This window comes from Rhodococcus yananensis (genome assembly GCF_020515525.1).
Classification (GTDB): Bacteria; Actinomycetota; Actinomycetes; order Mycobacteriales; family Mycobacteriaceae; genus Rhodococcus; species Rhodococcus yananensis.
Genome location: NZ_JAIYEP010000101.1, coordinates 1 through 11,764, shown reverse-complemented (window position 1 = coordinate 11,764; position 11,764 = coordinate 1). Strand labels below are relative to the sequence as shown.

Annotated in this window: 8 protein-coding genes and 1 pseudogene; 6 read left to right on the top strand and 3 right to left on the bottom strand. The window is 68.7% G+C overall.

The window, feature by feature from the left end:
• Positions 1–143: 143 nt before the first annotated feature.
• Positions 144–407, top strand: a pseudogene (locus LDQ05_RS17800) (integrase core domain-containing protein); the annotation flags it as partial.
• 983 nt (positions 408–1,390) lie between these two features.
• Positions 1,391–2,119, top strand: a complete 729-nt coding sequence (locus LDQ05_RS17795; RefSeq protein ID WP_226438282.1) for a DUF1707 SHOCT-like domain-containing protein — start codon at positions 1,391–1,393, stop codon at positions 2,117–2,119.
• A gap of 35 nt (positions 2,120–2,154) precedes the next feature.
• Here the strand turns inward: LDQ05_RS17795 and LDQ05_RS17790 are convergent, their stop codons facing one another.
• The 3 genes from LDQ05_RS17790 to trmB are packed head-to-tail and all read right to left on the bottom strand — an operon-like array spanning position 2,155 to position 6,898.
• Positions 2,155–5,442, bottom strand: a complete 3,288-nt coding sequence (locus LDQ05_RS17790; RefSeq protein WP_226438281.1) for an MMPL family transporter — start codon at positions 5,440–5,442, stop codon at positions 2,155–2,157.
• 8 nt (positions 5,443–5,450) lie between these two features.
• The gene (locus tag LDQ05_RS17785) at positions 5,451–6,155 is read right to left on the bottom strand and encodes an NYN domain-containing protein (RefSeq protein ID WP_226438280.1); all 705 of its coding nucleotides are present in this window, start codon (positions 6,153–6,155) and stop codon (positions 5,451–5,453) included.
• Positions 6,152–6,898 carry a tRNA (guanosine(46)-N7)-methyltransferase TrmB gene (gene trmB / locus LDQ05_RS17780; RefSeq protein WP_372461150.1) on the bottom strand — a complete coding sequence of 249 codons (747 nt, stop codon included), beginning with the start codon at positions 6,896–6,898 and terminating at the stop codon, positions 6,152–6,154. The genes LDQ05_RS17785 and trmB overlap by 4 nt, the downstream gene beginning before the upstream one ends.
• 221 nt (positions 6,899–7,119) lie before the next feature.
• Here trmB and LDQ05_RS17775 point away from each other — a divergent pair, with 221 nt between their 5' ends.
• The 4 genes from LDQ05_RS17775 (at position 7,120) to LDQ05_RS17760 (ending at position 11,711) form a co-directional block, all read left to right on the top strand.
• The gene (locus tag LDQ05_RS17775; protein ID WP_226438279.1) at positions 7,120–7,743 is read left to right on the top strand and encodes a hypothetical protein; all 624 of its coding nucleotides are present in this window, start codon (positions 7,120–7,122) and stop codon (positions 7,741–7,743) included.
• Positions 7,740–9,197 (top strand): hypothetical protein, encoded by a 1,458-nt coding sequence (locus LDQ05_RS17770; RefSeq protein WP_226438278.1) that lies wholly within the window; start codon positions 7,740–7,742, stop codon positions 9,195–9,197. Before LDQ05_RS17775 ends, LDQ05_RS17770 begins: the two co-directional genes overlap by 4 nt.
• Positions 9,198–9,210: 13 nt before the next feature.
• Complete coding sequence (locus LDQ05_RS17765) at positions 9,211–9,603, top strand: DUF6802 family protein (RefSeq protein ID WP_226438277.1); 393 nt, start codon at positions 9,211–9,213, stop codon at positions 9,601–9,603.
• A 275-nt stretch (positions 9,604–9,878) separates the two neighbouring features.
• Positions 9,879–11,711, top strand: coding sequence for a phosphoenolpyruvate carboxykinase (GTP) (locus LDQ05_RS17760; RefSeq protein ID WP_226438276.1), 1,833 nt, complete (start codon positions 9,879–9,881; stop codon positions 11,709–11,711).
• Positions 11,712–11,764 lie beyond the last annotated feature (53 nt).

Here is an 11,764-nt window from a genome sequence, read left to right as displayed (position 1 = left end):
GATCAACAATCGGCCTCGCAAGATCCTCGGCTGGCGAACCCCGGCCGAGGTCTTCGCCGAGCAGCTACGCTCCCTGCAGTAGCCCGGTGTTGCATCGACCGGTTGAACTCGCCCAGTACGCCTCGGCTGTGTTTGCGGAATTCTGTGCTGCACATGGGATTCAGCAGAGTCATGGTCGTGTGGGGTCAAGTTACGACAATGCTCTGGCGGAGTCGTTCTTTCAGGGTCTCAAGCGTGAGTGGCTGCAGGGGCGGGCGCCGACGTCGAAGGCGCGGACGCGTCTCGAGTTGTTCGAGTGGTTGTCGTACTACAACCGGCGACGGCGTCATTCCGCGCTGGCCTATCTGGCACCGATCGAGTTCGAACGACGATTGACCGCATCGGCTACGCTCGCACTCGCCGCATGAAATCCGGTGTCCACTCTCAAGGGGCAACCTCAGCGGTGCGGTAGAAACGCGAAACCGGGCTCACCAACCGTCCGGAAGGCTGCCGGGTCCACTTCAACAGGGCTACTGCTCTGCGCACGCTCCACGATGCCAGAGCCAGCGAGCGTGCGCGACCAGGTGCGCAACCGCCCTGTGCTCGCTCTCATCCTCTCCGCTTCTCGAGCGTGCACGTCGACGGCTTGTTCGGTCAGATCGGCCAGCGTTGCCGCCCCACCGCGTCGGAAGGTTCATCGCTTCCCGGAAGGTGGCCGCCTCCGCTGGGTCGAAGGTCGGCATCGGCGGCATGGAGATGCGAGCGGCGATGTCGCTACCAGGCTGTTCGTACACGAACTGCAGGCAGTGCGCGGCAACCTCGACGTTGACCGCGTCGGTTTCGTCTGGGTGCAGGGTCAGCGGTGCGGCCAGGGTTCGCTCCGACGCAGTGCCGATGAGAAGGCGGTGTGGGCCGATCGGATACAGGATCAGCGGGGAATCGAACCGCGCAATCCGGGATCGGGGCCATCCGGGTGCCTGGACGGGCGACGATCGGCTCGTCGCATCCAGAGGAGTTCCTCGGCAGCCCCACGGATGACGACAACGATTGGTGCGGTGGCGGCGCCCGCTACGAGTAACCGCGAAAACGGCCCGGCCTCCGAGCCGTGAGCGACCACACGATCCGGCAACCCGGTCCCGTCATGGGGCTCGCCGCTCATGCAGCGCATCGGGAGCGGTGCGTGATTCCTGACCTGCAGGTCAGGAAGTCATGGCAGCGGTGTTTCCTCTCCGGGCTCGACGACACTCGTCATGGTTCACACCAGCGCGGTGCGTTCGATACCGACAGCGGAAGCACTCACCGACCTACCAGGAGTTCGCCCGTAGCCGGCCCGTCCCGCGCCGACACACACCGAGTTTTCGGATGCACTCCGAAAGATGTCGCGGTACGTTCCCCGTCCTAAAGTGAGGGCATGGACCCGAAAGATCTGCGCGTCTCCGATGCCGAGCGCGAACACGTGGGTGAATTGCTGCAGCGCGCGGTGGGGCAGGGCATGCTGTCGCTCGGCGAGTTCACCGAACGGATGGACACCGTGCTCGCGGCGAAGACCCGCGGCGACCTCAACCAGGTTCTCGTCGATCTGCCGGGCATCCAACTGCGACCCGAGTACACGGCACAGTGGCAGGGCACCCACCCGCAACCCGGTGCGCCGGTTCAGTACGGACCACAGCAGTACGGACCACAGCAGTACGGACCCCAGCCGCACGGAACCCGGCAGTACGGGAACAACCCCGCACCGTACGGCGCGGGTGTCCCGGCCGCCGACGGTACGCCGATGCTCATCCGGGGACGGATGTCCACCGTCGCCCGGAAGGGCCGCTGGTCGGTGCCACCGGTGCTCAGACTGGACACCGTCGCCTCGTCGGTGAGCCTCGACTTCACCGACGCCGTCATGCAGACGCAGGTGGTGCGCATCGAGGTCAACGACTACCTCAGTTCGATCGGCATCCTGTTGCCGCTCGACGCGACCGCCGACATCGACGGTGTGGAAGCGACCGCGTCGAGCGCCACGTCGAAGGTGCGCGGCGGTGCGCCCTACGGGCCGCTGCACGTCGTGGTCACCGGACGGATCCGGGCGGGTTCACTGTCCGTGTCACATCCGATGGGTGCGCGGCTGCGTCGGTTCATGGGCGGTGCCTGAGGGGCCCGGCCGGGACGACCCCGGCCGGGACACGCTCAGGAGCGGCGCTGACGCGCGATCAGTTCGCTGACACTGATCGAACCGTCCGCGTCGTCGGCGTGCCGGCGCCCGTTCGTCTCCTGCTCGCCGGTGTCCGGAGCGTTCTGATCCGGTGCACGATGACTACCGGTCGCCCCCGGTCGGGGTGCCGGTGCGGCCGTGCGGGACGGATCTCCACCCGCGGCGCCCGCGGGGTGGGGAGCCCGGGGCGCGCGCTGCGGCAGGGGCTGCGCGGGTCCCGGAGGACCGGATACCCCCGCCCCGTGCTGTGCGGTACCCGACTGCTGTGCGGTACCCGACTGCTGTGCGGTACCCGACTGCTCGGGTGCGCGACCCGGCGGATGATTCTCCGGCGGCGGATTCTGACCCGCCCGGGGACGGCCGGAGGCGTGCGCACCCGTGTTGACCCGACGCATCTGTGTCAACCAGTTCTCGATCGCCTGCGGATCACGGGTGCGCCGCGGAGCGCTCCCGCCGGCATCCGCATCCCGCGTGGACGGCGGAGCCGTGGGATAGGACGTCGGTGTGCCTGTCGACGCCGGCGTCGGTGTGCCTGTCGACGGTGGCGTCGGTGCGCTGGGCCGCACGAACGTCTGCGGCAGCGGCGGCGGGACGTCACCGCGCTGCCGGCGGGGGAGCGGCGGCGCCGGAATATCGGGGCGTGACTCGCGGACGACGGGCTGCTGGGGTGGCCGCTGCGGGGTTTCACCGTCCGGGCGCGGAGGCACGGCCGGAGCACCCGGCGGCGGCGCGGCGGGGCGACGTAACGGTCGCGACGGCGTACCCGCCTGCGGACCGGGCGGCGGCGCAGTCGGTCGCCGGGTGGGTCCGGACGGGTTTCCTCCGGCGGCGGTGTCGAGTCGCGGAGGACGGGCCGGTGCGCCCGGTTGCGGCCGGTATCCGCCGGGTCCCTGCTGCGGGCGGCCCGGGCCGCGGCGCGGCGACGGCGGCAGGTCCCGTGTGCGACGCTGCTCGGCTGCGGGTCGCGGTGCGGCGATCTTCGGGAGGGGCTGTGTCATGTCGGTCGCGCCCTCGACCGTCATCGGCGGCAGGCGATGCGCGCCGGTCGCGGCGACCGTGGCCGGACCGAACATGCCGACGGTGATCAGTTCGGGGACGTCGTCGGGCATCAGTTCGTCGGTGAGGATAGGTTCGGCCAGGCCCACCTTCTCCTGGATCCGCTTCATCCACACCGGTGCCCACCAGCAGTCGTCACCGAGCAGTTTCATGGTTGCCGGTACCAGGAACATGCGGATCACCGTCGCGTCGATGATGAGGGCGGCGATCATGCCGTACGCGATGTACTTCATCATGACGAGTTCGGAGAAGGCGAAGGCACCGGTGACGACGATGAGGATCAGCGCGGCCGCCGTGATGATGCGACCGGTGTGCGCCGTGCCGATCCGGATGGATTCGGTGGTGCTCGCGCCCTGGGACCGCGCCTCGACCATGCGGGAGAGCAGGAACACCTCGTAGTCGGTGGACAGTCCGTAGATGATCGCGATGATGAGCACCAGGATCGGCGACATGATGGGGCCGGGCGTGAAGTTCAGCAGGCCCGCGCCGTGGCCGTCGATGAAGATCCAGGTGAGGATGCCGAGTGTCGAACCCAGCCCCAGCGCGCTCATCAATGCGGCCTTGACCGGTAGCACGAGTGAACCGAAGGCCAGGAACATCAGGATGGTCGTCAACACCACGACGAACAGCACCATCAGCGGCAGCGTCCCGAGCAGCGCGGCGATCGAGTCCTGCTCGATCGCCGGAGTGCCGCCGACGTAGACGTCCACGCCTTCCGGCCAGGACGCGGCGTGCAGGAAGTCGATGGTGTCGGAAGTCGCGTTGCGGTCGACGAGACCGGCCTTGACGACGCGGACGCCGTCCACCGCCGGACCCTCGATCTGGAACCTCTCGACGAGCCCCGGTGCCGCGCTGGCCGTATCGATGATCTCGTTGAGGTCGCCGCCCTCGGCACCCCGGATGACGAGTTTCACCGGTTCGGTGCGCTGTCCGGGGAACAGTTCGTCGAACTCGGCCTGAGCGAGTCGGGTGGGGTGGTCGGGCGGAAGATACGTCTCGTTGATGCCACCGAACTTGATTCCGGTCAACGGAGTGATCAGCAACAGCAGGCCGATGACCACCGGGATGGTCACCTTCAGAGGGTTGAGCATCACCCAGCGGGTCAGACGCCCGATGAAGCTCTCCTCGATCTGCTCGTTCGACTGGATCTGGCCGAACCGCTTCATCCCGAACTTGTCGATGTTCTTGCCGAGGATCGCCAGGATGGCGGGAAGCACCGTCACCGACGTCAGCGCCGCGAGCGACACCGTCGCGATGGCGCCGTATCCGACGGACTTGAGGAAGCCCTGCGGGAACAGCAACAGGCCGCCGAGGCTGGTGATCACCATCGTCGCGGAGAACACGACGGTGCGGCCCGAGGTCACGACGGTGCGCCGCACCGCGGCGGCCGTGTCGTAGCCCTCGGCGAGTTCCTCACGGAATCTGGACACCATGAACAGGCCGTAGTCGATCGCCAGGCCGAGACCGATCAGCGACACGACCGGTGCGACGAACGAGTTGACCTCGGTGAAGTTGGTGATCAGGCGAACGATTCCGTTGGCGGCGACCACGGTCAGTCCACCGGTGATCAACGGCAGCACAGCAGCGACGACGCCACCGAACACGAAGAACAGCAGGATCCCGACCGCGGGGATGGCCAGCAACTCCATGCGTTTGATGTCGTTGGCCATCGTGTCGTTGAGAGCACCGGTGACCGGTTGCAGGCCGGCGAGTTGGACGTCGACCCCGTCGATGCGCAGCGCGTCCTTGACGTCGCGGAAGTTGCCGGCGATCTCGGTGTCGTTGTCGCCGACGATCGCGAGGGACGCCACACCGTGCTGCTTGGACTCGTCGGCCAGCGCGGGTAGCGAGGGAGCACCGTCCGTCGGCCAATACGCGGCATTGATCTTGAGGACCTGGTCCGGGTGGTCGGCCACCCACGCGTTCAGCCCGGCCGTGACCGTCGCCTTGAACTCGGGATCGTCGACGGTCTTGCCCTCGGGCGCCGTGATCAGCGCCAGCACGTCACCGTTCGTGTCGCGGCCGAAGGTGCCGTCGGCGAGCTTCGCCGCCGTGACGGATTCCGAGCCGGGGTCGTCCCAGCCGCTCTGACTCAGATGGTCCTGCAGGCTCATCCCGTACCCGGCGAGCCCGAGCAGCGCCGCGACCATCACCGCGATGACGGTGAAGCGCGCACGGAAGACGAGTTCTCCCCAGCGGTGGAACACGTGATCTCCTATTCGGCGACGCTCTTCCGCCCCACCAGGAGCGCGGAGAGCGGTCGGAACGGCTGTAGCCAGGCACCCTCGTCGGGCAGCATGTCGAGGCTCACGCGCGGCAGCGGCTCCCGGAACACTCCGGCGATGTCCTCGAGATCGATGAAATCGAGGATCTCGGAGGTGACGGCCCAGCTCGCGTGCTCGCGGAACCCGAGGACCTGCACCGCGACGCCCTCGGCCGCGAGTTCCTCGAGCGGTTCACGGAAAGCCTGACCGTCGGCCGATGCGACCATCACACCGGCGAGCCCCTCGCTGTGCCGGAGCTCGATGTGCCGCAGCATATCGGAGTCGACGTCGCTGTCCTCGTCGATCTTGGGCTTGGCGAACACCGCGAAGCCCACATTGCGCAGGGCTTCGACCCAGGGGCGCACCACGTCGGCGCTGCCCGGAGCGATGTTCGTGAACACCGTGGCCTCGGGTTCGAGGACCACCGTCGAGTCGAGCGACAGCTCCCGTGACAGTTCGGCGGTGCGGCTGAGCAGCCAACGTCCGAGCGCATCGAACCGCGGGCGGTACGCGGCGGTGGGGCGCCCACCGAGGATCGCGCCGAGACCCATGTCGAGGTTGGGCGCATCCCACACGAGCAGGACTCGTGCTCGCCGCTCGGCACCGCCGGTCGCGGTGGTGTCGGTCACGCCGGTGGTCTGTTCGTGGACGCTCATTCCCCGATCTTCCCCCAGATCAGTTCGGCGATGTCGCTGCCCACCCGGTGCGCCTTGTCCTCGAACTTGGTGACGGGCCGCTCGTGGCTGATGGGCGAGTCCCATGTGACCGGTACGAGGAGCGGTTCGGCGTTGCCGGCTTCGGCGATCGCCTCGGCGTACTCGGCGTGGTCGGTCGCGACGTGTAGGACCCCGCCGGGCTTCAGACGCGACGCGATCAACCGGAACGTTGCCGGTTGCAGCAGCCGACGCTTGTGGTGACGTGCCTTCGGCCACGGATCCGGGAAGAACACCCGCACTCCGGTCAACGACCCGGGCGCGATCATGTGTTCGAGCACCTCGACGGCGTCGCCGCGCAAGATCCGCAGGTTCGTGGCGGGCGCATCGGTTCCCTCGGTGCGTTCGATGCGCTGCAGCGTCTGGGCGATGCCCGGCCGGTACACCTCGACGGCGATGAGATTCACGTGCGGTTCCGCCTGTGCCATCGTCACGGCCGCGGTCCCGGTCCCGGAACCGATCTCGAGTACGAGTGGCCCGGAACGCCCGAACCAACGGTCGGTGTCGAGCAGATCGTCGCCGACATCGCGGCCGAGTTCGGGCCAACGGCGATCCCACACGTCCTGCTGCGGGTCGGTCAGTGCGCCCCGGCGGGAACGGAAACTCGTCACCCTCGGGTACAGGCGGTTCCCGCGTGTGGGTCGCTCGTCGAGCGTCTCGGTCGTGTCCTGATCGGCGTGGTTCACCAGACCATTGTCACGTATCCGGAGAGTGGGTGGCAGAAGTGACGTGTGTGACCACAGGTTTTTCTCAGGTGCACGCACACTCGGACGGTGGTCTGACACAATTCCGCACGCGTGATCGGGGGATCGCGGATCCGGGTGTTCGGGGTGTTCGGGGTGTTCGGGGTGGATCCACACGCGGACGGAGACGTTGGGGGACGAAGACGTTGTTGGGGGACGAAGACGTGGGGGACGGGGACCGTCGGCGCAGGCTCGCGGCGGCCGTCGACGGACTGGACCCGGTGGCGGGGCGGGCGGTTCACGACGCGATCGCGCGTGCCGAGGGGCCGGTGCGGGTGCAGATCGCCGGTCGCGCCGGGACCGGCCGGTCCACGGTGCGTGAGCACCTGCAGGTCTCGGTGCGTGAGCACCTGGAGGTCTCGGTGCGTGAGTCTCTCCTGTCGTCGGCCGGAGTCCACCTGTCCGTCGTCACGGTCGATGCACCCGACGTACCCGATCCGGTGCTCGACGCGGACGTCGTCGTCTACGTCCTGCCGACCCGCCCCGATGCGTCGTCTGTGCATCCCGCCGACCGTGCGGCAGTGGTCGCCGCGAATCCCGGCTGCATCGTCGCCGTCGTCGCGGGTGGTGGTGCCCGTCCGGATCTCGGACCGACGCTCCCGGTGCACGCCCTCGACGATCCCCGGTTCGATGCCGCTGTCGCCGAGTGCATCGCCGGTGCCCACCGCAGGCGACTCGACGTGTTCGCCCGCACGCTCGCGGAGATCCCGGCGTCGCCGGCTGCCCGAGATGTTCTCGAGGCGGCGCTCGACGACGCTCCGACCGGCACGTCCGGGGTGCATCCGTGACCGGCGTCGACGACGTGCTGCGTCGTTGGAATCCTCACGGGTGGCGGCGACTGCACACGCCGCCGTCCGCGACCGTGCGGGTCGTCGGCGTTCCCGGGACGGGCCTCGGCTCCTTGATCACCGAACTCGAGGAGGCCGGTGACGACACGTCCATCGGACTCCGCTTCGTGCGGGACGGGGACTGCGCCGTGGTGCTGTTGGTGACCGACGTGTCGGCGGTGCTCGGTCGCACCGAGTTCGGCGTGCTCGACGGGGCTGCGCGCGGTGCGGTGGTCGTCGTGTGCGCGCTCACTGCCGTCGACCTCCGTCCGGGGCAGCAGGAGCAGGTGATCCGCGACCGTGACGCGGAACTGTTGCATCGGCACGCCCCGTGGTTCGGGCGCATCGACGTGCTTCCGGTGTCTGCGCACGCCGCCGCCCACGCGCGTCGGCTCGGCGGCGATGTCGGGCGTGTTCTCGCGGTCGAATCCGGCATCGTCGACCTGCGTGCGGCGCTGTGCGCCGCGGTCACGGCCACGCAGAGTGCCCGGGTGGTCCGCGCAGCCGTTCTCGCCCGCACCCGAGCGATGATCCTCGACGAGATCCGATCGTTGCGGACCGTCGACGACACCGTCGATCCGAGGACCGAACGTCTGCGCCTGTCGTCGGCCCGGGTCGGTGCGCAGCGCGCCCGCGGCGAGGTGTCGCATGCGCGCACCGAGATTCTGCACGACGCCACGGTCCGTCTGCGCGCGGTGGCGTCCCGGATGTCCGAATCCCTCGACGGTGGTGTCATCGCACCGGACGACATCCCGGGCCTGCTGGCCGCCGAACTGGGGGATGTCGCGGCGGCCGTCGCGGACGCGGCGGCGCAGCGGTGGGGTCCCACCTCGGCCTCCGGTCTCGACGAACCGGTCGGTGCCCCGGTCCCCGACCCGCCGGAGCGGGCCGGGGTGTTCGAGGACAGGTTCGCTCTCGTGCTGGGTGTATCGGCGGGTGCCGGTCTCGGGAAGCTGCTGTCGACGTCGATCGGGTGGCTTCCGGTAGCGCCGGCGTTCGCGCTCTCCGTCGCGTGCGGAGGCGTCGCCGCGTGGTGGCTCGTGCGGATGCGTCGGCAGCTCGCTCACCGCGACCGGATCCGCCGATGGGTGAGCGACGAGATCGCGGTGTTCCGGGCCGCGCTCGACCGATGGATCCGTGCCCGAGCCTTCGATGTCGACGACCGGTTGGGGCGTGCCGCGGACGAGCGGGGGCGCGAACGGGCCGCGGCCCTCGTCGACCGGATCGCCGAGATCGACGAGGAGATCCGACGTCGTGACGGCGTGCGCCGCGCACGGATCGCGGCGTGCGAACGGGATCTCGCGACACTCGGCCCCTTCGGGACCGGAACATTCGGGGCGGGGACGGAACCGATCGGGCGTGTGCCGCGTCCAAGTGTCGACGGGTTCGAGGTGTCGACGGACCGGAACGGGTGAGGAAGGGGCACGGATGATGGCGGAGATGTTCCTCGGGGCGGACGGAGACGGAACGGACGGCTCGGTCCCGCACGGATCGGGTGGTGTCGACACGGGGAGAATCGATCCCGCATCGGCCGCCGGCTGGGCGGACACCGCCGACGCCACGAGCGATCTCGACGGCGACGGTGTTCGCGAGTCGGTGGTCTTCGACGGGGCGGTGCTCGGTGGTGACGCTGCGGGAGTGTTGATCGTGGCCACCGACACGGACCTCGACGGCACCACCGACCGGCTCGCCACCGTCGCCGACGACGGCGAGTACGGGGTGTGGGAGTTCCGTCGGGCCGACGACGGCACCGCGCGGTGGGTCCGGACCGACGAGGGCTCCCTCGGTGGCGACGAAAGTCACAGGGTGCCCGGTAAGTGAGCTGTATCGCCTGTACGGAAGGGGTACGGTCGGGGTAAGGTGCTCCGTCTGAATCGTTTCTGTGACATTTCCTACCGGACCCGAGTGTTCCCGCCCGGATGTCCGGCGTTAACCTCTATGAATAGGACATCCGGCGCCCGCGTCCTCCGTTCGGCCACGGACGAAGCGGGTGATACCCCTGCCGAGAGGGGAGAAGCCCGGGTTCGCCACTGTCCGCGCACATCGGTGCGGGTCGGGGGAGGGATCCGGTTCCGGGCACACCCCAGGAGAGTTTGATGACCTCAGCGACCATTCCCGGTCTGAACGGTACCGACGACAAGCTCCCGACCCAGCATGCCGAGTTGCTTGCCTGGGTCCGCGAGGTTGCCGAGCTCACTCAGCCCGACCGTGTGGTGTGGGCCGACGGCTCCGACGAGGAATGGGACCGCCTGACCACTCAGCTGGTGGAGGCCGGCACGTTCACTCGTCTCGACGAGAAGAAGAAGCCCAACTCGTTCCTCGCGACCTCCGATCCGTCGGACGTCGCGCGCGTCGAGTCCCGCACCTTCATCTGCTCGAAGAACGAGATCGACGCGGGCCCGACCAACAACTGGGTCGACCCGACCGAGATGCGCGCGACGATGACGGAGCTGTACCGCGGCAGCATGCGCGGTCGCACCCTGTACGTCGTGCCCTTCTGCATGGGTCCCCTCGGCGCCGACGACCCGAAGCTCGGTGTCGAGATCACCGACTCCGAGTACGTCGTGGTGTCGATGCGTGTGATGACCCGCATGGGGGCCGCCGCCCTCGAGAAGCTGGGCACCGACCGTCCGTTCGTGAAGGCGCTGCACTCGGTGGGTGCGCCGCTCGAGGCCGGTCAGCAGGACGTGCCGTGGCCGTGCAGCGACACCAAGTACATCACCCACTTCCCCGAGGACCGCGAGATCTGGAGCTTCGGGTCCGGCTACGGCGGCAACGCGCTGCTCGGCAAGAAGTGCTACTCGCTGCGGATCGCGTCGGCGATGGCCCACGACGAGGGCTGGCTCGCCGAGCACATGCTGATCCTCAAGCTGATCTCCCCGGAGGACAAGCCGTACTACATCGCCGCGGCGTTCCCGTCGGCGTGCGGCAAGACCAACCTCGCGATGATCCAGCCGACCATTCCCGGCTGGCGCGCCGAAACCCTCGGCGACGACATCGCGTGGATGCGCTTCGGTGAGGACGGCCGCCTGTACGCCGTCAACCCCGAGTTCGGGTTCTTCGGTGTCGCCCCCGGCACCAGCGCGGATTCCAATCCGAACGCCATGGCGACGATCGAGGCCGGCAACACGGTGTACACGAACGTCGCGCTCACCGACGACGGCGACGTGTGGTGGGAGGGCATCGGCGGCGAGACCCCGGCGCACCTGATCGACTGGCTCGGCAACGACTGGACCCCCGAGTCCGAGACGAAGGCCGCCCACCCGAACTCGCGGTACTGCACCCCGATGTCGCAGTGCCCGATCCTCGCCCCCGAGTGGGACGACCCGCAGGGTGTGCCGATCTCCGCGATCCTGTTCGGTGGCCGCCGCAAGACCACGGTTCCGCTGGTCAGCGAGTCCTTCGACTGGCAGCACGGCACCTTCCTCGGTGCAACACTGTCGTCGGAGCAGACCGCTGCCGCCGAGGGCAAGGTCGGTACGGTGCGCCGCGATCCGATGGCGATGCTGCCGTTCATCGGCTACAACGCCGGCGACTACATCAACCACTGGATCACGCTCGGCAAGAACGCCGATTCGGAGAAGCTGCCGAAGATCTTCTACGTGAACTGGTTCCGCCGCGGCGACGACGGCCGCTTCCTGTGGCCCGGCTTCGGCGAGAACTCGCGGGTCCTGAAGTGGATCGTCGACCGCATCGAGCACAAGGCCGGCGCCCAGGCCACCCCGATCGGCTTCGTGCCGACGGCGGCGGATCTGGAGCTGGGTGGTCTCGACGTCGATGCCGCCGACGTCGACGAGGCCCTCGCGGTCAGCGTCGACGAGTGGAAGGCGGAGCTGCCGCTGATCGAGGAGTGGTTCGAGTTCCTCGGTGAGAAGGTGCCGTCCGGCATCCGCGACGAATTCGAGGCCCTCGAGCAGCGTCTCGGCTGATCACACCCTCGCGCGGAAGGCCGCCCCGGTTCGCCGGGGCGGATCGGAAGAGC

Excerpts from the sequence above, each read along its gene's own strand:
- LDQ05_RS17795 (WP_226438282.1), top strand. The coding sequence starts at position 1,391 with ATGGACCCGAAAGATCTGCGCGTCTCCGATGCCGAGCGCGAACACGTG.
- LDQ05_RS17785 (WP_226438280.1), bottom strand. The coding sequence starts at position 6,155 with ATGAGCGTCCACGAACAGACCACCGGCGTGACCGACACCACCGCGACC.
- LDQ05_RS17765 (WP_226438277.1), top strand. The coding sequence starts at position 9,211 with ATGATGGCGGAGATGTTCCTCGGGGCGGACGGAGACGGAACGGACGGC.
- LDQ05_RS17760 (WP_226438276.1), top strand. The coding sequence starts at position 9,879 with ATGACCTCAGCGACCATTCCCGGTCTGAACGGTACCGACGACAAGCTC.